The 21530-nt window shown below is 57.4% G+C and carries 19 protein-coding genes; 14 read left to right on the top strand and 5 right to left on the bottom strand.

What is annotated here, in order from left to right; all coding sequences use genetic code 11:
- Nucleotides 1-148 precede the first annotated feature (148 nt).
- The 5 genes from ugpB (at nt 149) to ugpQ (ending at nt 5148) form a co-directional block, all read left to right on the top strand.
- Complete coding sequence (gene ugpB, locus AB6V08_RS18535) at nt 149-1465, top strand: sn-glycerol-3-phosphate ABC transporter substrate-binding protein UgpB (protein ID WP_368544277.1); 1317 nt, start codon at nt 149-151, stop codon at nt 1463-1465.
- A gap of 135 nt (nt 1466-1600) precedes the next feature.
- The gene (gene ugpA, locus AB6V08_RS18530) at nt 1601-2488 is read left to right on the top strand and encodes a sn-glycerol-3-phosphate ABC transporter permease UgpA (protein ID WP_368544276.1); all 888 of its coding nucleotides are present in this window, start codon (nt 1601-1603) and stop codon (nt 2486-2488) included.
- Entirely contained in the window at nt 2485-3330 is an 846-nt protein-coding gene (gene ugpE, locus AB6V08_RS18525) for a sn-glycerol-3-phosphate ABC transporter permease UgpE (RefSeq protein ID WP_368544275.1), read from the top strand. The genes ugpA and ugpE overlap by 4 nt, the downstream gene beginning before the upstream one ends.
- A gap of 1 nt (nt 3331) precedes the next feature.
- On the top strand, nt 3332-4402 hold the full coding sequence (locus tag AB6V08_RS18520) for a sn-glycerol-3-phosphate import ATP-binding protein UgpC (protein WP_368544274.1): 1071 nt from the start codon (nt 3332-3334) through the stop codon (nt 4400-4402).
- Nucleotides 4399-5148, top strand: a complete 750-nt coding sequence (ugpQ, locus tag AB6V08_RS18515; RefSeq protein WP_368544273.1) for a glycerophosphodiester phosphodiesterase — start codon at nt 4399-4401, stop codon at nt 5146-5148. The genes AB6V08_RS18520 and ugpQ overlap by 4 nt, the downstream gene beginning before the upstream one ends.
- Here the strand turns inward: ugpQ and AB6V08_RS18510 are convergent.
- The gene (locus tag AB6V08_RS18510) at nt 5129-5509 is read right to left on the bottom strand and encodes a DUF2756 family protein (RefSeq protein WP_368544271.1); all 381 of its coding nucleotides are present in this window, start codon (nt 5507-5509) and stop codon (nt 5129-5131) included. The genes ugpQ and AB6V08_RS18510 overlap by 20 nt on opposite strands.
- 122 nt (nt 5510-5631) lie before the next feature.
- Between AB6V08_RS18510 and ggt the strand changes: the two genes are divergently transcribed.
- The gene (gene ggt / locus AB6V08_RS18505; RefSeq protein ID WP_368544270.1) at nt 5632-7377 is read left to right on the top strand and encodes a gamma-glutamyltransferase; all 1746 of its coding nucleotides are present in this window, start codon (nt 5632-5634) and stop codon (nt 7375-7377) included.
- 91 nt (nt 7378-7468) lie between these two features.
- Here ggt and yhhY read toward each other — a convergent pair whose 3' ends face one another.
- Both yhhY and AB6V08_RS18495 read right to left on the bottom strand, forming a co-directional pair.
- Nucleotides 7469-7957, bottom strand: a complete 489-nt coding sequence (gene yhhY, locus AB6V08_RS18500) for an N-acetyltransferase (RefSeq protein WP_368544269.1) — start codon at nt 7955-7957, stop codon at nt 7469-7471.
- A 228-nt stretch (nt 7958-8185) separates the two neighbouring features.
- On the bottom strand, nt 8186-8842 hold the full coding sequence (locus tag AB6V08_RS18495) for a polymer-forming cytoskeletal protein (protein ID WP_368544268.1): 657 nt from the start codon (nt 8840-8842) through the stop codon (nt 8186-8188).
- Between the two features lie 175 nt (nt 8843-9017).
- Here AB6V08_RS18495 and AB6V08_RS18490 point away from each other — a divergent pair, with 175 nt between their 5' ends.
- From AB6V08_RS18490 to gntU, 5 genes are all read left to right on the top strand, one after another.
- Nucleotides 9018-10055 carry an oxidoreductase gene (locus AB6V08_RS18490; protein ID WP_368544267.1) on the top strand — a complete coding sequence of 346 codons (1038 nt, stop codon included), beginning with the start codon at nt 9018-9020 and terminating at the stop codon, nt 10053-10055.
- A gap of 123 nt (nt 10056-10178) precedes the next feature.
- Complete coding sequence (locus AB6V08_RS18485; protein ID WP_368544266.1) at nt 10179-10874, top strand: pirin family protein; 696 nt, start codon at nt 10179-10181, stop codon at nt 10872-10874.
- 101 nt (nt 10875-10975) lie between these two features.
- The gene (gene gntR / locus AB6V08_RS18480) at nt 10976-11971 is read left to right on the top strand and encodes a gluconate operon transcriptional repressor GntR (RefSeq protein WP_165466562.1); all 996 of its coding nucleotides are present in this window, start codon (nt 10976-10978) and stop codon (nt 11969-11971) included.
- A 127-nt stretch (nt 11972-12098) separates the two neighbouring features.
- Nucleotides 12099-12626 carry a gluconokinase gene (gene gntK, locus AB6V08_RS18475; protein WP_368544264.1) on the top strand — a complete coding sequence of 176 codons (528 nt, stop codon included), beginning with the start codon at nt 12099-12101 and terminating at the stop codon, nt 12624-12626.
- A gap of 3 nt (nt 12627-12629) precedes the next feature.
- On the top strand, nt 12630-13970 hold the full coding sequence (gene gntU, locus AB6V08_RS18470; RefSeq protein ID WP_368544263.1) for a gluconate transporter: 1341 nt from the start codon (nt 12630-12632) through the stop codon (nt 13968-13970).
- Nucleotides 13971-14011: 41 nt separating this feature from the next.
- Here the strand turns inward: gntU and AB6V08_RS18465 are convergent, their stop codons facing one another.
- Together AB6V08_RS18465 and AB6V08_RS18460 are read right to left on the bottom strand one after the other, a co-directional pair.
- Nucleotides 14012-14965 carry a hypothetical protein gene (locus AB6V08_RS18465; protein WP_368544262.1) on the bottom strand — a complete coding sequence of 318 codons (954 nt, stop codon included), beginning with the start codon at nt 14963-14965 and terminating at the stop codon, nt 14012-14014.
- A 297-nt stretch (nt 14966-15262) separates the two neighbouring features.
- The gene (locus AB6V08_RS18460) at nt 15263-15856 is read right to left on the bottom strand and encodes a YhgN family NAAT transporter (RefSeq protein WP_368544261.1); all 594 of its coding nucleotides are present in this window, start codon (nt 15854-15856) and stop codon (nt 15263-15265) included.
- A gap of 176 nt (nt 15857-16032) precedes the next feature.
- On the opposite strand from AB6V08_RS18460, the gene asd reads away from it, so the two are divergent.
- The 3 genes from asd to glgX all read left to right on the top strand — a co-directional run bounded on the left by asd (nt 16033) and on the right by glgX (nt 21526).
- On the top strand, nt 16033-17136 hold the full coding sequence (gene asd / locus AB6V08_RS18455; RefSeq protein ID WP_368544260.1) for an aspartate-semialdehyde dehydrogenase: 1104 nt from the start codon (nt 16033-16035) through the stop codon (nt 17134-17136).
- Nucleotides 17137-17369: 233 nt separating this feature from the next.
- Nucleotides 17370-19556 (top strand): 1,4-alpha-glucan branching enzyme, encoded by a 2187-nt coding sequence (gene glgB, locus AB6V08_RS18450; protein ID WP_368544259.1) that lies wholly within the window; start codon nt 17370-17372, stop codon nt 19554-19556.
- The gene (gene glgX / locus AB6V08_RS18445; protein WP_368544258.1) at nt 19553-21526 is read left to right on the top strand and encodes a glycogen debranching protein GlgX; all 1974 of its coding nucleotides are present in this window, start codon (nt 19553-19555) and stop codon (nt 21524-21526) included. Before glgB ends, glgX begins: the two co-directional genes overlap by 4 nt.
- The last annotated feature ends 4 nt before the right edge of the window (nt 21527-21530 follow it).

The raw sequence follows: 21530 nt of genomic DNA, 5'->3' as shown, positions 1-21530 counted from the left end.
CCCCTTCACACAACCATCATCCCCCTGACGCCTGGCTGTCACATCTCTGTAAATAAACGGTTATTTTTCTGTCATTCGAGCATGTCATGTTACCTCGCGAGCATAAAACGCGTGATATCGCGCATCCGGCACAATAAGAGAGATGACAATGACATCGTTACGACACACAGCTTTGGGTCTGGCACTGGGTCTGGCTTTTGCGACGAACGCAATGGCTGTCACCACCATTCCGTTCTGGCATTCAATGGAAGGGGAGTTGGGTAAAGAGGTTGACTCCCTGGCGCAGCGTTTCAACGACACCCACCCGGATTACAAAATTGTGCCGGTGTACAAAGGCAACTACGAGCAGAGCCTGAGCGCGGGCATCGCCGCGTTCCGTACCGGCAACGCGCCAGCCCTGTTACAGGTTTATGAAGTGGGCACCGCCACCATGATGGCCTCCAAAGCCATCAAGCCAGTGTACGAAGTATTTAACGATGCGGGCATCAAATTCGACGAGTCGCAGTTCGTCCCGACCGTCGCCGGTTACTACACCGATTCCAAAACCGGGCATCTGCTGTCCCAGCCGTTTAACAGCTCCACCCCGGTGCTGTACTACAACAAAGACGCCTTCAAAAAAGCCGGGTTAGATCCCGAGCAGCCGCCAAAAACCTGGCAGGATCTGGCGGAGTACACCGCCAGGCTGAAAGCGGCGGGGATGAAGTGCGGCTATGCGAGCGGCTGGCAGGGCTGGATCCAGATTGAGAACTTCAGCGCCTGGCACGGCCTGCCGGTGGCCACTAAAAACAACGGCTTCGACGGCACCGACGCGGTTCTGGAATTCAACAAGCCCGAGCAGGTGAAGCACATCGCGCTGCTGCAGGAGCTGAACAAGAAGGGGGATTTCAGCTACTTCGGGCGTAAAGACGAATCCACCGAGAAGTTCTACAACGGCGACTGCGCCATTACCACCGCCTCGTCCGGCTCGCTGGCGGACATCCGCCACTACGCCAAATTCAACTACGGCGTGGGCATGATGCCTTACGACGCCGACGTGAAGGGCGCGCCGCAGAACGCCATCATCGGCGGGGCGAGCCTGTGGGTGATGCAGGGCAAAGACAGCGGCACCTACAAGGGCGTAGCCGAGTTTCTCGACTTCCTGGCGAAGCCGGAAAACGCCGCCGAGTGGCACCAGAAGACCGGCTACCTGCCGATCACCAAAGCCGCGTATGACCTGACCCGCGAGCAGGGCTTCTATGACAAGAACCCGGGCGCGGATATCGCCACGCGTCAGATGCTGAACAAGCCGCCGTTGCCGTTCACCAAAGGCCTGCGCCTGGGCAACATGCCGCAGATCCGCACCATCGTGGATGAAGAGCTGGAAAGCGTGTGGACTGGTAAGAAGACGCCGCAGCAGGCGCTGGATTCGGCGGTAGAGCGTGGTAATCAGCTGCTGCGCCGCTTTGAGCAGTCGACGAAGTCGTAAAAAAAATGCCCGGTGGCGCTCCGCTTACCGGGCCTACGGATTAATGCGGCCTGATGCCCTCACCCCAACCCTCTCCCACGGGGAGAGGGAGAAAACCGAAACCGCCATCCGGCATTGTTCAGGAACCAAATCTTAATGTCATCATCCCGTCCGGTGTTCCGCTCCCGCTGGCTGCCCTATTTGCTGGTCGCGCCGCAGCTGGTCATCACCGTTATCTTCTTCATCTGGCCCGCGGGCGAAGCGCTGTGGTACTCGGTGCAAAGCGTCGATCCCTTTGGGCTGTCCAGCCAGTTCGTTGGCCTGGCTAACTTCGCCGCCCTCTGGCACGACAGCTACTACATCGACGCCTTCTGGACGACGATCAAATTCAGCGCCCTGGTCACCGTCAGCGGCCTCGTCGCCTCGCTGTTCTTCGCTGCGCTGGTGGATTACGTGGTGCGCGGCAGCCGTATCTATCAGACGCTGATGCTGCTGCCCTACGCCGTGGCGCCCGCCGTGGCCGCGGTGCTGTGGATCTTCCTGTTTAACCCAGGACGCGGACTGATCACCCATTTTCTGGCCGAATTCGGCTACGACTGGAACCACGCCCAGAACAGCGGTCAGGCGATGTTCCTGGTGGTATTCGCCTCGGTGTGGAAGCAGATCAGCTACAACTTCCTGTTCTTCTTCGCCGCGCTGCAGTCCATCCCGCGTTCGCTGGTGGAAGCCGCCGCGATTGACGGCGCAGGGCCGATCCGCCGCTTCTTTAAGCTGGCGCTGCCGCTGATCGCCCCGGTGAGCTTCTTCCTGCTGGTGGTCAACCTGGTGTACGCGTTCTTCGACACCTTCCCGGTGATCGACGCCGCCACCGCGGGCGGCCCGGTGCAGGCCACCACTACGCTTATCTATAAAATCTACCGCGAAGGGTTTGCCGGGCTCGATCTGTCGGCCTCCGCCGCCCAGTCGGTGGTGCTGATGTTCCTGGTCATCATCCTCACGGTGGTGCAGTTCCGCTATGTCGAAAGTAAGGTGCGCTACCAATGATTGAGAACCGTCGCGGGCTGACGATTTTCAGCCATACCATGCTGATTCTGGGGATCGTCGTCATCCTGTTCCCGCTGTACGTGGCCTTTGTTGCCGCCACGCTGGATACCAAAGCGGTGTTTGATACGCCGATGACGCTTGTTCCCGGCACGCATCTGTTCGAGAACATGAAGACCATCTGGACCCAGGGCGTGGGCGCCAACAGCGCGCCGTTCTGGCTGATGATGCTCAACAGCTTCATCATGGCGTTCGGCATCACCGTGGGCAAAATCACGGTGTCGATGCTCTCGGCCTTCGCCATCGTCTGGTTCCGCTTTCCGCTGCGTAACCTGTTCTTCTGGATGATTTTCATCACCCTGATGCTGCCGGTGGAGGTGCGTATCTTCCCGACGGTGGAAGTGATCGCCAATCTGAAGATGCTCGACAGCTACGCGGGCTTAACCCTGCCGCTGATGGCCTCGGCGACCGCCACCTTCCTGTTTCGCCAGTTCTTTATGACCCTGCCGGACGAGCTGATTGAAGCCGCGCGCATCGACGGCGCGTCGCCGATGCGCTTCTTCCGCGACATCGTGCTGCCGCTGTCGAAAACCAACCTCGCGGCGCTGTTTGTGATCACCTTTATCTACGGCTGGAACCAGTACCTGTGGCCGCTGCTGATTATCCAGGACGTCAACCTCGGCACCGCCGTGGCGGGCATCAAGGGCATGATCGCCACCGGCGAAGGCACCACCCTCTGGAACCAGGTGATGGCGGCGATGCTGCTCACCCTTATCCCACCCGTAGTCATTGTTTTAGCCATGCAGCGCGCGTTTGTCCGCGGCCTGGTCGATAGCGAGAAATAAGATGGCAGGTTTAAAACTTCAGGCAGTAACCAAAAGCTGGGACGGCAAAACCCAGGTCATTCAGCCGCTGACGCTCGACGTGGCGGACGGAGAGTTCATCGTGATGGTCGGCCCGTCCGGCTGCGGCAAATCGACGCTGCTGCGCATGGTGGCGGGGCTGGAGCGCGTAACCTCCGGGGATATCTGGATCGATCGCCAGCGCGTCACCGAGATGGAGCCGAAAGACAGGGGCATCGCGATGGTGTTCCAGAACTACGCCCTTTACCCGCACATGAGCGTGGAAGAGAACATGGCCTGGGGGCTGAAAATCCGCGGGATGGGCAAAGGGCATATCGAGGAGCGCGTCAAAGAGGCGGCGCGCATTCTTGAACTTGATGGCCTGCTGAAGCGCCGTCCGCGCGAGCTCTCCGGCGGCCAGCGTCAGCGCGTGGCGATGGGCCGCGCCATCGTGCGCGACCCGGCGGTGTTCCTGTTCGACGAACCGCTCTCCAACCTCGACGCCAAGCTGCGCGTGCAGATGCGTCTTGAGCTGCAGCAGCTCCATCGCCGCCTGAAAACCACCTCCCTCTACGTCACCCACGATCAGGTGGAGGCCATGACCCTCGCCCAGCGCGTTATGGTGATGAACAAAGGGATTGCCGAGCAGATTGGCACTCCGGTCGAAGTGTACGAAAAGCCGGCCACCCGCTTTGTGGCGAGCTTTATCGGCAGCCCGGCGATGAACCTGCTGGAAGGGCGTATCAGCAGCGCGGGCACGCATTTTGAGATGGAAAGCGGGATGGCATTGCCGATTGGCTGGTACTATCGCGGCTACGCCGGGCGTAAAATAACGCTCGGCATCCGCCCGGAGCATATTGCGCTCGCTACCCAGGCGGAAGGCGGCGTGCCGCTGGTGATGGACACGCTGGAGATGCTCGGCGCAGACAACCTGGCGCACGGACGCTGGGGCGAGCAGAAGCTGGTGGTGCGCCTCGCGCATCAGGAACGGCCAAAAGCAGGCAGCACGCTGTGGCTGCATCTGCCGGAAAATCACCTGCACTACTTTGACGGTGAAACAGGACAACGACTATGAGCAACTGGCCTTATCCCCACATTGTCGCCCACCGCGGCGGCGGCAAGCTGGCGCCGGAGAACACCCTGGCGGCTATCGATGTGGGCGCGCGTTTCGGTCATACGATGATCGAGTTTGACGCCAAGCTGTCGAAAGATGGCGAAATTTTCCTGCTGCACGACGACAACCTCGAGCGCACCAGTAACGGCTGGGGCGTGGCGGGGGCGTTGCCGTGGCGCGATCTGCTGAAGGTGGACGCCGGAAGCTGGTACAGCGGCGAGTTCAAAGGCGAGCCGCTGCCGCTGCTGGCGGAGGTGGCTGACCGCTGCCGTCAGCACGGCATGATGGCGAACATTGAAATCAAACCCACTACCGGCACCGGGCCGCTTACCGGCAAAGTGATTGCGCTTGCCGCGCGCGAGCTGTGGGAAGGGATGACCGCGCCGCTGCTGTCGTCGTTTGAAATTGACGCGCTGGAAGCGGCACAGGAGGCCGCGCCGGAGCTTCCGCGAGGGCTGCTGCTGGACGCGTGGCGGGACGACTGGCGCGCGCTGACCGCGCGCTTAGGCTGCGTGTCTATCCACCTGAACCATAAGCTGCTGGATGAAGCGCGGGTGAGAATGCTGAAAGAGGTCGGGCTGCATATTCTGGTCTATACCGTCAACAAACCCCAGCGCGCGGCCGAACTGCTGCGCTGGGGCGTGGACAGCATCTGTACCGATGCCATTGACCTGATTGGCCCGAACTTTAGTTCTGCGGATTATTAAGCATACTGCCGTTCGACTGCGGCGGCAGCATGTGCTGCTGGCCGCTACCCGACGACGACATCCCACCTAACATCCCGCCGTTTTTGTTCTGCAGCGGCTGCTCGCGCACCTGACCCTGCTGGATGCGCTGGGTATTGCTGTTCATCTGGTTTTGCAGGCTCTGCTGCTGGATTTGAGTCTGGGTTTTCAACTGCTGGTTGAGCATCCCTTTCTGCTGCTGTTGCTGGCTCATCATCTCGTTTTGCATTCGCTGCTGGCTGGGGATGACGTAACCCTGCTGGTTAGGGTTGTTCAGCGTATTAATGGGCTGTGCGAGCGCGGCGAAGGGAAGCAGCGCGGTCAGAAGCAGTAAGCGTTTCATGGTTATTTCCTCCTTTGAGGCTTCTCTTAAGTTTACCCTGAATCCAGCATAACGATGATTTTTTAGGAGTTGTGAACCAGGCTTAAGCGGGGAATATGGACCCCTTCACCTGGAGAACAATAATGATGAAACCAACGTTTTTGCGCTGGGTAGCGATTGCCGCCTTAATGGCAGGCGGCACGTTTTACGCGGCGGCTAACCCGCCCGCGGCACCGCCAGTCTCCTACGGCGTGGAGGAAGATGTTTTCCATCCCGTGCGGGCGACGCATGGCATGGTGGCCTCCGTGGACGCTCTGGCAACGCGGGTGGGCGTCGATATTCTCAGGCAGGGCGGTAACGCGGTGGATGCGGCGGTGGCGGTCGGCTACGCGCTGGCGGTGACCCATCCGCAGGCGGGTAACCTGGGCGGCGGCGGCTTTATGATGCTGCGCACCAAAGAGGGCAAAACCACCGCCATCGACTTCCGCGAAATGGCGCCAAATCAGGCGTCGCGGGATATGTTCCTCGACGATGGGGGCAACCCGGACAGCAAAAAATCCCTGACCTCACATCTCGCCTCCGGCACGCCGGGCACCGTGGCGGGCTTCTCCCTGGCGCTGGAAAAATACGGCACCCTGCCGCTGAACAAAGTGGTGCAGCCTGCCATTAAGCTGGCGCGCGACGGCTTTGTGGTGAACGATGCGCTGGCGGACGATCTCAAAACCTACGGCAGCGAAGTGATTCCGAATCACGAAAACAGCAAGGCCATCTTCTGGAAAGACGGCGAGCCGCTGAAGAAGGGCGACAGGCTGGTGCAGAAGAACCTCGCTAAAAGCCTGGAGCTGATTGCCGAAAACGGGCCGGATGCTTTCTACAAAGGGGCGATTGCCGACCAGATTGCCGACGAGATGAAAAAGAACGGCGGGCTTATCACCAAAGCGGATCTGGCGGAGTACAAAGCAGTGGAGCGCGAGCCCATCAGCGGCGACTATCGCGGGTATCAGGTGTTCTCCATGCCGCCTCCGTCTTCCGGCGGGATCCACATCGTGCAGATCCTCAACATTCTTGAAAACTTCGATATGCACAAGTTCGGCTTCGGCAGCGCGGACGCGATGCAGGTGATGGCGGAAGCGGAAAAGCGCGCCTACGCCGACCGCTCGGAGTATCTCGGCGACCCGGACTTCGTGAAGGTGCCGTGGCAGGCGCTGACCAACAAAGCCTATGCCAAAGCCATTGCAGACGAGATCGACATCAACAAGGCTAAGCCGTCGAGCGAAATCCGTCCCGGCAAGCTGGCGCCGTATGAGAGCAACCAGACCACGCACTTCTCAGTGGTGGACAAAGACGGCAACGCGGTGGCGGTGACCTATACGCTCAACACCACCTTCGGCACCGGGATTGTGGCGGGCAACAGCGGCATTCTGCTGAACAACGAGATGGACGACTTCTCCGCGAAACCGGGCGTGCCGAACGTCTACGGGCTGGTGGGCGGCGATGCCAACGCGGTGGGGCCGAAGAAACGCCCGCTGTCGTCCATGTCCCCGACCATTGTGGTGAAAGACGGTAAAACCTGGCTGGTGACCGGTAGCCCTGGCGGCAGCCGGATTATCACCACCGTGCTGCAAATGGTGGTGAACAGCATCGACTTTGGCATGAACGTGGCGGAAGCCACCAACGCGCCGCGTTTCCACCACCAGTGGCTGCCGGACGAGCTGCGCGTCGAGAAGGGCTTTAGCCCGGATACGATTAAGCTGCTGGAGCAGCGCGGGCAGAAGGTGGCGGTGAAAGAGGCGATGGGCAGCACCCAGAGCATCATGGTCGGGCCGGACGGCGCACTGTTTGGCGCATCGGATCCGCGTTCGGTGGATGATTTAACCGCTGGATATTGATGTATTGTTGCCGGGTGGCGGCTTCGCCTTACCCGGCCTACGTTTTTCATTCCCTCTCCCTGTGGGAGAGGGTTAGGGTGAGGGCAACAAACTACTTCACGCGCGCCATATAATACGCATCAACCAGCTCGCCGTTGCGCAGGGCAAACTTCTTGCCCGTCCCTTCAATTTCAAACCCAAACTTGCGGTACAGCGCCAGCGCGGGAGGATTATCGGCGTACACCGTCAATTCGATACGCTCAACGCGCATCCAGTTGTCGCACAGGTTGATCATCTCGCGCATCAGGGCGCTGCCTACGCCTTTTCCCTGCGCGTCAGCCGCCACGCTGATGCCAAAGGTTGCCACGTGGCTGCGGCGCGGGTTGGGTTCCACCTGCAGCGCCAGGTCGCCGACAATTTTCTCATCGATGCAGGCAACCAGGCGTTTTTGTCCCGGTTTCGGGGCGAGGCGTTCCTGCCACATTTCGAGGGAAGGATGAGGTAGCTGTAGCGTGTCGCAATACACTCCCGGATGCATATAGTTCTGGCGCAAGGCTTCGGCATCTTTCGGTTCAGCGTGGCGTATCACTATCTCACTCATTCCTTAATCCTCAGTTAGTTAACGGTCGCTTCCAACATCGTCGACTTTGAAATTTGCGTCAACCGCTAATTTTTGCAAAAAGTAGTGGACAGGTGCGAATGAGAATGATTATTATTGCACTGCATTCAGGAACACCTCAACGAGACCCTGAAAGCACGACATTGCTCACATTGCTTCCAGTATTACTTTAGCCAGCGTATAGCTGGCTTTTTTTTGCTCTTTTTTCAGCTATTTGGCTTTTTTGGCGTCGGTGGTTTTTGGGGTAACTGTGGCTGCGGGCTCACTCTCTTTCACCAGGCCAACCACGTTGTTCTTCTCAACCACCGCAGGCAGCATGTCGGCGTTGCCGGTGAACACGCCGCCTTTCTTCACCGCCAGCGTGCGGTAGGCGATCGTGCCGGACATCTGGCCGTGCTCGCAAATTTCAATGGTGTCGCTGCTGCACTGACCGATAACGCTGCCGTCGACGATCAGCTCCCGGCTGGTGATGTTTCCCTCCACCCGGCCGCCGCGCATGATTTTGATCAGGCTCTCTTTCGCGTCGATATTGCCGATAAGCTCGCCGTGAACGTAGACGTGACCGCCAGATACAATATTGCCCTCAAAGCGCACGTCGCTGGCGATCACCGTGGTCCCGTGCTTTTCGACGGCAGGCTCTTTCTCGGCAGCGGGGGCTAACGGAGTCACGTCTGGCGTCTGGACTTCAACAACTTTGCTTTTCTTAAACATAACAATAACCTGCCTGAATAAAGGGGGGAGAATAAACGTCAGTAAAGACAAGGCCGCGAAAAACCACGCCAGTTGCCGGGCATCGAAGCACCAGACGACCAGGGCGATCAGCCAGAAGAGAAGCGCACTGCTAAAGGCGAGATGTTTTCTTTCCATAGAAAATGGTCGCGACTCCCTTCGCGGAACATGACGTTGAGCGCCACCTTATCCTGTTTTTTCGCAGCACGGTCAAGGCTAATGCCGTGCTTTTCAGATTTGTTAAAGTACTTTTCTTAATATTGGCGCGAGGTTGCGCTATGGTGGAGGGAGTGACCTTAACAAGGAGTGAGCTATGACGTTACATTGCGCATTTATTGGATTTGGCAAGAGCACGACCCGCTATCATCTTCCCTATATCCTTCACCGCAAAGACAGCTGGCACGTGGCGCACGTTTACCGCCGCAGCCCGAAGCCGGAAGAGCAAGCCCCGCAGTATTCCCACATTCACTTCACCAGCGATCTCGATGAAGTGCTTAACGACCCGCAGGTGAAGCTGGTTATCGTCTGTACCCACGCCGACAGCCATTTTGACTACGCGAAGCGCGCCCTCGAAGCCGGTAAAAACGTGCTGGTGGAAAAACCGTTCACCCCCACGCTTGCCGAAGCAAAGACGCTGTTCGCGCTGGCGAAAAGCAAAGGGCTGACCGTCACGCCGTATCAGAACCGTCGCTTTGACAGCTGCTTCCTGACGGCGAAAAAGGCGATTGAGAGCGGCAAGCTCGGGAAAATCGTGGAAATCGAGAGCCACTTCGACTACTACCGCCCGGTGGCGGAAACCAAGCCCGGCCTGCCGCAGGACGGCTCATTCTACGGCCTGGGCGTTCACACCATGGACCAGATTATCTCCCTGTTTGGTCGCCCGGAGCGCGTTGCCTACGACATCCGCAGCCTGCGCAATAAAGCGAACCCGGACGACACCTTTGAGGCGCAGCTGTTCTACGGCGACCTGAAAGCGATCGTCAAAACCAGCCACCTGGTCAAAATCGAGTACCCGAAATTTATCGTCCACGGCACCCAGGGCTCGTTTATCAAATACGGAATCGACCAGCAGGAAACCAGCCTGAAGGCCAACATCATGCCGGGCGAGCCGGGCTTCGCGGCGGATGATTCCGTTGGCGTGCTGGAGTATGTGAACAGCGACGGCGTGACGGTAAAAGAGGAACTTGCCGCCGAGCCGGGGGACTACGGTCGCGTGTATGATGCGCTGTATGACACCCTCACGACCGGCGCGCCGAATTACGTCAAGGAATCTGACGTTACCACCAACCTCGAACTCCTCGAACGCGCCTTCGAACAGGCTTCACCTGCCACGGTAACCCTCGCCAGATAAGCAAAATCGGCTCCTCTGCGCTTGTTCATAATTTTTGAACAGAGGAGTCAATTTTCACCCTCTATGATCCCAGGCGGATTGGGTCCACACTTACTCCATCAAAACGAACTGAGGGTGAAAACAATGATCTACTTACGCAAAGCAAACGAACGTGGTCACGCGAATCATGGCTGGCTGGACTCATGGCATTCATTCTCGTTTGCCGATTACTACGACCCGAACTTCATGGGCTTCTCCGCGCTTCGCGTCATTAACGACGACGTGATCGATGCAGGCCAGGGCTTCGGTACTCACCCGCACAAAGACATGGAAATCCTGACCTATGTGCTCGAAGGCGCCGTGGCGCACAAAGACAGCATGGGTAACGAAGAGCAGGTTCCGGCGGGTGAATTCCAGATTATGAGTGCGGGCACCGGGATCCGTCACTCCGAGTACAACCCGAGCAAAACGGAAAAGCTGCACCTGTATCAAATCTGGATCATTCCAGAAGAAACCGGCATCACGCCGCGCTACGAGCAGCGCCGCTTCGACGCGCTGCAGGGCAAACAGCTGGTGCTGTCCCCGGATGCGCGTGACGGTTCCCTGAAAGTGCATCAGGATATGGAGCTTTACCGCTGGGCGCTGGCGAAAAACGAACAGTCTGTGCATCAGATTGCCGCGAACCGCCGCGTGTGGATCCAGGTTGTGAAGGGCGACGTGACCATTAACGGCACCAAAGCTACCACCGCCGACGGTCTGGCAATCTGGGATGAGCAGGCGCTCTCCGTCCACGCCGACAGCGAAAGTGAAATCCTGCTGTTCGACCTGCCGCCGGTTTAATAAATCATAAATAAATGCCCAACCTTCCCTCTGAAAGGGGAAGGTTGGGCTTTGTCCGTGATAAACTGAGCAAATCTTTCCCTTCAAGATTTCTCAGGACGATGAAAAAGAAACGCCCCGTACTTCAGGATGTAGCCGATCGCGTTGGCGTGACCAAGATGACGGTCAGCCGCTTTTTACGTAACCCGGAGCAGGTTTCCGTGGCGTTACGAGGCAAGATTGCCGCTGCTCTCGATGAACTGGGTTATATCCCCAACCGCGCACCCGATATTCTCTCCAATGCGACCAGCCGTGCGGTGGGCGTCCTGTTACCTTCTCTGACCAACCAGGTCTTCGCCGAAGTTTTGCGCGGTATCGAAAGCGTTACCGACGCGTTTGGCTACCAGACCATGCTGGCGCACTACGGCTACAAACCGGAACTGGAAGAAGAACGTCTTGAATCGATGCTTTCCTGGAACATCGACGGCCTGATCCTAACCGAGCGTACCCACACCCCGCGCACGCTGAAAATGATTGAAGTGGCGGGCATTCCGGTGGTGGAGCTGATGGACAGCCAGTCTCCGTGTCTCGATATCGCCGTAGGCTTTGATAACTTCGAAGCGGCGCGCCAGATGACGGCGGCCATCATTGCGCGCGGCCATCGTCACGTGGCGTATCTGGGGGCGCGTCTTGATGAACGTACTATCATCAAACAGAAGGGATACGAGCAGGCGATGCTCGACGCAAACTTAACGCCGTACAGCGTGATGGTGGAGCAGTCCTCTTCCTATACCTCCGGCATTGAGCTGATGCGCCAGGCGCGACGCGAGTATCCGCAACTGGACGGTATTTTCTGTACCAATGACGACCTTGCGGTCGGGGCGGCGTTTGAGTGCCAGCGTCTGGGGTTAAAAATTCCTGATGATATGGCGATTGCCGGTTTCCACGGCCACGACATCGGCCAGGTGATGGAACCGCGTCTGGCGAGCGTCCTGACCCCGCGTGAACGCATGGGGCGGATTGGCGCAGAACGCCTGCTGGCGCGCATTCGTGGCGAGGCGGTTACCCCTAAAATGTTAGATTTAGGTTTCACCTTGTCACCGGGCGGATCTATTTAAGTCTGACAAATTTGAAGTAGGTCACACTTATTCATTTCTCGCACGTTTGGATATTGCTTCTCTTTTGCCCCGGCAGGACAATGTTACCGATAACTGTTACCCGTAACAATTGACTGAGGGACACCCTTTGAGCACGACTAATCACGATCACCACGTTTACGTTCTGATGGGCGTTTCCGGTAGCGGTAAGTCAGCCGTCGCCAGCGAAGTGGCGCATCAGCTTCAGGCCGCGTTTCTTGATGGCGACTTCCTCCATCCGCGCAGCAACATCATGAAAATGGCCTCCGGCGAGCCGCTGAACGACGACGACCGCAAGCCGTGGCTGCAGGCGCTGAATGACGCCGCGTTCGCAATGCAGCGCACCAATAAAGTCTCTTTGATTGTCTGTTCCGCGCTGAAAAAAACCTACCGCGACCTGCTGCGCGACGGCAACCCGAACCTCTCTTTCATCTACCTGAAAGGCGATTTCGACGTGATTGAAAGCCGTCTGAAAGCGCGTAAAGGTCACTTCTTCAAAACCCAGATGCTGGTGACGCAGTTCGAAGCGCTCCAGGAGCCGGGTGAAGACGAGAAAGACGTATTAGTGGTTGATATCGATCAGTCACTGGAAGGTGTTGTCGCCAGCACCATCGAGGTCATTAAAAAAAGGCAGTAAGTTTTGAGTACATTAACGCTTGTTTTAACGGCAGTCGGCTCCGTGTTGCTGCTGCTGTTTTTAGTGATGAAAGCGCGTATGCACGCCTTCGTTGCTTTGATGGTGGTTTCTATTGGTGCAGGTCTCTTTTCCGGCATGCCGCTCGACAAAATCGCAGCGACCATGGAAAAAGGGATGGGCGGCACGCTGGGCTTCCTGGCGATTGTCGTGGCGCTTGGCGCAATGTTTGGCAAGATTTTGCATGAGACGGGGGCGGTCGATCAGATTGCCGTCAAGATGCTGAAATCCTTTGGGCACAGCCGCGCGCACTATGCGATTGGCCTGGCCGGTCTGATTTGTGCGCTGCCGCTGTTCTTCGAGGTGGCAGTTGTGCTGCTGATAAGCGTAGCGTTCTCGATGGCGCGCCATACCGGCACTAACCTTGTGAAGCTGGTCATTCCGCTGTTTGCGGGCGTGGCGGCTGCCGCAGCCTTCCTGCTGCCGGGGCCCGCGCCGATGCTGCTTGCGTCGCAGATGCACGCGGATTTTGGCTGGATGATCCTCATTGGCCTGTGCGCCGCCATTCCGGGGATGATTATCGCCGGTCCGCTGTGGGGCAACTTCATCAGCCGCTACGTTGAGCTGCATATTCCTGACGACATTACCGAGCCGCATCTGGGCGAAGGCAAAATGCCGTCCTTCGCCTTCAGCCTGTCGCTGATCCTGCTGCCGCTGGTGCTGGTGGGGCTGAAAACCATCGCCGCGCGCTTTGTGCCGGTGGGGTCAAGCGCCTACGAGTGGTTCGAGTTTATCGGTCACCCGTTCACCGCGATCCTGGTGGCGTGTCTGGTCGCCATTTACGGCCTGGCGATGCGTCAGGGGATGCCGAAAGACCGCGTGATGGAAATCTGCGGCGCTGCGCTGCAGCCGGCGGGGATTATCCTGCTGGTGATTGGCGCAGGCGGCGTGTTCAAGCAGGTGCTGGTGGATTCCGGCGTGGGCCCGGCACTGGGCGAAGCGCTGACCGGGATGGGCCTGCCGATTGCGGTGACCTGCTTTGTGCTGGCGGCTGCGGTGCGTATCATTCAGGGCTCCGCGACCGTTGCGTGCTTAACCGCCGTAGGTCTGGTGATGCCGGTGATTGAACAGCTGAACTACTCCGGTGCGCAGATGGCGGCGCTGTCGATTTGTATCGCGGGCGGCTCGATTGTGGTGTCCCACGTGAACGACGCAGGCTTCTGGCTGTTCGGTAAGTTTACCGGCGCCACCGAAGCGCAAACTCTGAAAACCTGGACGCTGATGGAAACCATCCTCGGCACCACGGGTGCGATTGTCGGGATGATTGCGTTTACGCTGCTGAGTTAATATTTGTTAGGTTAAAAAGGGCTTCTTTTCGAAGCCCTTTTTCATTGCAGCAGGTAAGAGTTAGATGGTGATAAAATCCCGGGTATACCTTTGAGCTGGAAATAGCATCGGCGATTTTTATTGTTTGATTCGGCCAGTAACGCACTGATTTTATCTAAATCAGCTACCTCATAACGTTCATAAGAATGCATGTATCGTTCAAGTTCTTTCATGCACAAAATCTGGCGAATGCGTGACTCAATACCCACATCCATAACATACTTTTTAAATTTTGGTGATATCCAGAAAAGCAACTCCATGATGCTATTCAGCTTATCTATTAATTGTTCTATTACGCCCTGCTTGTTGTGAACACTCCCCACCATCCATGCGGGTTCGTTATGCGATATGCGATTTCTAAACGAGCGGACTTCCTCAATACGACGACGAATAGCATCTCGCTGATGAAACATGGGATTTTTTGTTTCATGAACTCTAGGAAGTTTGCGAAACACTCGCGTGAGCTCGTGAGGCCAAAGAAAACGCTTATCTGAGCCATCGTAAAAATGCTTATCCAGCAGATATTCCCAAGTAGCGAAATCGCACTGTGAAATGACTTGATCAACGGTGGGGATTGGATTTGCGATCCCTTTGTTTTCAAGGTTGCGCCTGACACTCTTCTTTGCAGTTTTTATGCTGTCGTTAAATTTACGCACCTGCTCGGCTGTTATCGGCTGGCCGTTTTCATCGGTGTCCTGTCGGTTCGGCACAAGATTGAACCAATATTCGCCGTTAGCCCCCTGATATTTGGCGGATGTGACATGGTGAAGGGCGTTGCGGAGTGCGACTTCTACAAGTTGAATTAGAGGATAAAATGCCCCAACGATGGCAAGATTCCAACAATATGCCCCTAAAAGCTGAGCATCGGTTTGGGTCGACAGCGAGGTCGTGTAACTACTGAGTCGAATTCGGCTTAGTAATCTTATGGGTTCAGCGTAATCATAGGTCTCTGGCATGGTATTAATTATCTGTAGGATTTAGAGAGGACATTTTAAATCTTTAGAACATTAATCTCTATAAAATGAATGGCTTCTTGAACATAGCTTACAGCTTTGAATATGCATTGTGTATGTACTCCGTACATACATTGTATTCCTTGCTATAAAAAAGATGGGTCGATATAATCCTCCGTGTAGCTAATCGAAAGTTCTTCTCCCACCTCAGTCGTGGTGCCAGTTCTTCGATAAAAAGCGAAAGGATACCAGCCCGGAATCATGAAAATGATTCCGGGCTGTTTTTTTGCTTTTACCTTGCTAGCCCTTCATCCACGCCCGAATCCCGTCCAGGAACATCTGGGTGGCCATCATTACCAGAATCAACCCCATCAGCCTTTCCAGCGCGTTCACCCCTTTTTCGCCCAGCAGACGCAGGAACAGCGACGACTGCAGCAGGATGATAAACGTCCCGCCCCAGGCGATCAGCAGGGCAATCACCAGGTGGCTCATCTGATTCGGGTACTGGTGCGACAGCAGCATCAGCGTCGCCAGAATCGTCGGCCCGGCGACCAGCGGGATCGCAAGCGGCACAATAAACGGCTCTTCACCCGCGGGGAGGCCGCTGCTGCTGCCTTCGGCGCTCGGGAAAATCATCTTGATGGCGATCAGGAACAGAATAATCCCGCCGGAAATTGAGACCGTTTCGGCGCGCAGATTGAGGAATGCGAGGATTTTTTCGCCCGCGAACAGGAAGATAAACATCACCAGCAGGGCGATGAGCAGTTCGCGGATCATGATCGCCCGGCGGCGCTTGGGTTCGGTGTGTTTTAACACCGACATGAAGATAGGTAAATTCCCCAGGGGATCCATAATCAGGATCAATAAAACCGCGGCGGAAATGATATCACTCATCGTAAATTATCCCTGATACTTAACGTCAACATGATGATGATTAGCTGCTTTTCTGATTGCCGCGCGATCATCGATTAATTTCGCTTGCGACTTTGGCAGCATTTTGTAAGGTGAAGCATATCCCAGTTCAATACTGGCTTGCACAACAGCACACACCTCTCCAGGAAATAAATGCTATGAAAAACGTTGGTTTTATCGGCTGGCGCGGAATGGTCGGCTCTGTACTCATGCAACGCATGGTCGAAGAGCGCGATTTTGACGCCATCCGCCCGGTCTTCTTCTCTACTTCCCAGCTCGGCCAGGCTGCGCCTTCATTTGGCGGCAGCACGGGGACGTTGCAGGATGCTTTCGATCTGGAAGCGCTGAAGGCACTCGACATTATTGTGACTTGTCAGGGCGGCGATTATACCAACGAAATCTATCCAAAGCTGCGTGAAAGCGGCTGGCAGGGCTACTGGATTGACGCGGCCTCTTCGCTGCGCATGAAAGACGATGCCATCATTATTCTTGACCCGGTTAACCAGGACGTCATCACCGACGGCCTGAACAAAGGCGTGAAAACATTCGTTGGCGGTAACTGTACCGTCAGCCTGATGCTGATGTCTCTGGGCGGCCTGTTCGCGCAGGATCTGGTTGAGTGGGTCTCTGTCGCGACCTATCAGGCGGCGTCCGGCGGCGGCGCGCGCCATATGCGTGAACTGCTGACGCAGATGGGCCAGCTGCACCACAGCGTGGCGGAAGAGCTGGCGAACCCGGCGTCTGCGATTCTGGATATCGAGCGCAAAGTGACTCAGCTTACCCGCAGCGGCGAGCTGCCGGTCGATAACTTCGGCGTACCGCTGGCCGGTGGACTGATCCCGTGGATCGACAAACAGCTTGATAACGGCCAGACCCGCGAAGAGTGGAAAGGCCAGGCCGAGACCAACAAAATCCTCGCGACCGCGAACACCATTCCGGTGGATGGCCTGTGCGTGCGTATCGGCGCGCTGCGCTGCCACAGCCAGGCTTTCACCATCAAACTGAAAAAAGATGTGTCCATTCCGACCGTCGAAGAGCTGCTGGCTGCGCACAACCCGTGGGCGAAAGTGGTGCCGAACGATCGCGACATCACCATGCGTGAACTGACCCCGGCTGCCGTGACCGGCACGCTGACAACGCCGGTCGGCCGTCTGCGCAAGCTGAACATGGGGCCGGAGTATCTCTCCGCGTTCACCGTCGGCGACCAGCTCCTGTGGGGCGCCGCCGAGCCGCTACGCAGAATGCTGCGCCAGCTGGCGTAATAATTTGTTAAATCTCAGGGGTGCATTGTCACCCCTTTTTTTGCGTACTACATGGAGTAAAACGCACATGTCTTATTTTTATCAGGAGTCATTAAAAGCGTTGGCTATGCTTTAAGGAAGAATCATTTCTTACCTGAGGGTAGGACGGGGCAGAGAGGAGCACCGTTCAGGTCACATTAAAAATCGTCCCGGGCGCTAAAAATGGGCGATTACAAAAAAACAGGATGAGTATCATGTCTGATCGTGTGGATAGACACGTTATTAATGCGCTTATTGCGGGTCATTTTGCCGACCCTTTTTCTGTCTTGGGAATGCACCGTACAGACGCCGGACTGGAGGTTCGCGCACTGTTACCTGATGCCACAGAGGTGTGGGTCATTGAACCTAAAACCGGCCGCAAGGTGGGTAAACTGGAATGCCTTGATTCACGTGGCTTCTTTTCGGGCGTTATGCCTCGCCGTAAAAACCCTTTTCGCTATCAGCTCGCCGTTATCTGGCACGGCCAGCAAAACCTGATTGACGATCCCTACAGCTTTGGCCCGCTGCTAAAAGAGATGGATGCCTGGCTGCTGTCCGAAGGGACGCATCTCCGCCCGTATGAAACGCTTGGCGCACATGCCGATACGATGGACGGCGTGACGGGAACGCGCTTTGCCGTGTGGGCGCCAAACGCCCAGCGCGTGTCCGTGGTGGGGCAGTTCAACTACTGGGACGGCCGTCGCCACCCGATGCGCCTGCGCCGTGAAACCGGCATCTGGGAGCTGTTTATCCCCGGCGCGCACAACGGTCAGCTCTATAAGTTCGAGATGATTGATGCCCACGGCAAGCTGCGCATTAAAGCTGACCCGTATGCCTTCGAAGCGCAGATGCGCCCGGAAAGCGCCTCGCTGATTTGCGGCCTGCCGGAAAAGGTCACCCAGACCGAGGAGCGCAAAAAAGCCAACCGCTTTGATGCCCCTATTTCCGTGTACGAAGTGCATCTCGGGTCGTGGCGTCGCCACACCGATAACAACTTCTGGCTCAGCTACCGCGAGCTGGCCGATCAGCTGGTGCCGTATGCCAAATGGATGGGCTTTACCCATCTGGAGCTGCTGCCGGTTAACGAGCATCCGTTCGACGGCAGCTGGGGCTATCAGCCAACCGGGCTGTATGCGCCCACGCGCCGCTTCGGTACGCGCGACGACTTCCGCTATTTCATCAACGCCGCCCACGCCGCCGGGCTGAACGTGATCCTCGACTGGGTGCCGGGCCATTTCCCGTCCGACGACTTCGGGCTATCCGAGTTCGACGGCACCGATTTGTACGAGCACAGCGACCCGCGCGAAGGCTATCACCAGGACTGGAACACCCTGATTTACAACTATGGCCGCCGGGAAGTGACTAACTACCTGGTGGGCAACGCGCTCTACTGGATCGAACGCTTTGGCATCGATGCCCTGCGCGTCGACGCGGTGGCGTCGATGATCTACCGTGACTACAGCCGCAAAGAGGGCGAATGGATCCCTAACGAGTACGGCGGGCGCGAAAACCTCGAAGCCATTGAGTTCCTGCGCAACACCAACCGCATTCTTGGCGAGCAGGTGGAAGGCGCGGTGACCATGGCGGAAGAGTCCACCGACTTCCCCGGCGTGTCTCGTCCGCCGTCAATGGGCGGCCTGGGGTTCTGGTACAAATGGAACCTCGGCTGGATGCACGACACCCTCGACTACATGAAGCTCGACCCGGTGTACCGTCAGTATCACCACGACAAGCTCACCTTCGGGCTGCTCTATAACTACACCGAAAACTTCATGCTGCCGCTGTCCCACGATGAAGTGGTTCACGGCAAAAAATCCATTCTCGACCGCATGCCGGGCGACGCGTGGCAGAAGTTTGCCAACATGCGCGCTTACTACGGCTGGCTGTTTGCCTTCCCGGGCAAAAAGCTGCTGTTCATGGGCAACGAATTTGCCCAGGGCCGCGAGTGGAACCACGACACCAGCCTCGACTGGCATCTGCTGGAAGGCGGCGACAACTGGCACCACGGCGTTCAGCGTCTGGTACGCGACCTGAACCTGACCTATCGCCACCATAAGGCGCTGCATGAGCTGGACTTCGATCCTTACGGCTTTGAGTGGCTGGTGGTGGACGATCACGAGCGCTCGGTGTTTGTCTTCGTGCGCCGCGACAAGGCGGGCAATGAAATTATCGTGGCCAGCAACTTTACGCCGGTTCCGCGCCATCATTACCGCTTCGGCATCAATCAGGCGGGTAAATGGCGCGAAATACTTAATACCGATTCTATGCACTATCACGGCAGCAATGCGGGCAACGGCGGTCTGGTTCAGAGTGATGCGATGGAAAGCCACGGGCGACCTCAATCCCTGAGCCTGACGCTGCCGCCGCTGAGCACCATCTGGCTGGTGCGGGAGGGGGAATGACGCAGCTTACGGCAGGCAGTCACGCGCCCTCTGGGGCGAGCTTCGACGGAAAGGGGGTGAACTTCACCCTCTTTTCCGCCCATGCGGAGCGGGTGGAGCTTTGCGTGTTTGACGGCGCAGGCAACGAGCACCGCTACGACCTGCCCGCCCGCACGGGCGACATCTGGCACGGCTACCTGGCCGGAGGAAAGCCGGGAATGCACTACGGTTTTCGCGTGCATGGCCCGTGGGAGCCTGCTCAGGGGCATCTGTTCAACCCGGCGAAGCTGCTGATCGACCCGTGCGCGCACCGCGTGGACGGCGAGTTTAAAGACGATCCGATTTACCACGCCGGGTACGGCGAGCCGGACAGCCGGGACAGCGCGCCGCTTGCGCCGAAAAGCGTGGTGGTGAGCGAGCGGTACGACTGGGAAGACGATAAACCGCCGAGAACGCCCTGGGGCAATACGGTTATCTACGAGGCGCACGTCAAAGGGCTGACGTACCTGCATCCGTCGATCCCGAAGGCGATCCGCGGCACCTACAAGGCGCTCGCCCACCCGGAGATGATTGCCTATCTCAAACATCTGGGGATCACCGCCCTGGAGCTGCTGCCCGTGGCGCATTTTGCCAGCGAGCCGCGCCTGCAGCGGCTTGGACTGAGCAACTACTGGGGCTACAACCCGCTGGCGATGTTCGCCCTTGAGCCGCGCTATGCCGTGAAGGCCGAGAACGCGCGGGATGAGTTTCGCGATGCGGTGAAGGCGCTGCACCAGGCGGGTATCGAGGTCATTCTCGACGTGGTGTTGAACCACAGCGCCGAAGGCGATCTCGACGGCCCGACGCTCTCTCTGCGCGGAATTGATAACCGTAGCTATTATTGGATAAGGGAGGATGGCGATTACTACAACTGGACCGGCTGCGGTAACACGCTCAATCTCAACCATCCGGCGGTGATGCAATACGCGTACGACTGCCTGAAGTACTGGGTTGAAACCTTCCATATCGACGGCTTTCGTTTCGATTTAGCCACCGTGATGGGACGTACTCCCTCGTTCGACCCGCAGGCGCCGCTGTTTGAAGCGATAAAAAACTGCCCGGTGCTGTCGCAGGTCAAGCTGATTGCCGAGCCGTGGGACGTGGGGGAAGGCGGTTATCAGGTGGGGAACTTCCCGCCGCCGTTTGCGGAGTGGAACGATCATTACCGCGACGGCATCCGCCGCTTCTGGCTGGAGAGAAGTTTGTCGCTGGGCGAGCTGGCCGGGCGCTTTGCGGGCTCCAGCAGCCTGTACAAACGTGAAGGAAAACTGCCCTCTGCGACCGTTAATCTGGTGACGGCGCACGACGGTTTTACCCTTCGCGACTGCGTTTGTTTCAATCAGAAACACAATGAGGCAAACGGAGAAGAGAATCGCGATGGTACTAACAATAACCATAGCTTTAATCATGGTATAGAAGGGTTAGGCGGCAGTCTGGACATCATCGAGCGTCGACGTGACAGCGTTCACGCGCTGTTGACCACGCTCCTGCTGTCGCAGGGCACGCCGATGCTGCTGGCGGGCGATGAACATGGCCACAGCCAGCACGGCAACAATAACGCCTACTGCCAGGATAACACGCTCACCTGGCTGGACTGGGAAAAGGCGAACAGCGGGCTGGTGCACTTTACCGCCGCGCTGATCCGCCTTCGCCAGACCATCCCGGCGCTGACCCAAAATCAGTGGTGGGAAGAGGGCGATGGCAACGTTGTCTGGTTAAACAAAGCGGCACAGCCGTTAAGCCCGCAGGAGTGGCAACAGGGTATGCCGTGCCTGCAAATCCTGCTTTCGGAACGCTGGCTTATTACGCTAAACGCCACGCAGGACGTGGTTGATTTTGTATTACCTGATGGGGAATGGCGCGCCATTCCACCTTTTGCCGGAGAGGATAACCCGGTCGTTATGGCAGTCTGGCATGGACCTGCGCACGGAGTGTGTGTGTTCCAGAGATGATAAA

It is taken from the genome of Enterobacter soli (assembly GCF_964208575.1).
Taxonomy (GTDB): Bacteria; Pseudomonadota; Gammaproteobacteria; order Enterobacterales; family Enterobacteriaceae; genus Enterobacter; species Enterobacter soli_A.
Note: the sequence above shows the minus strand (reverse complement) of the source record. Positions and strands in the feature narration are given on the sequence as shown.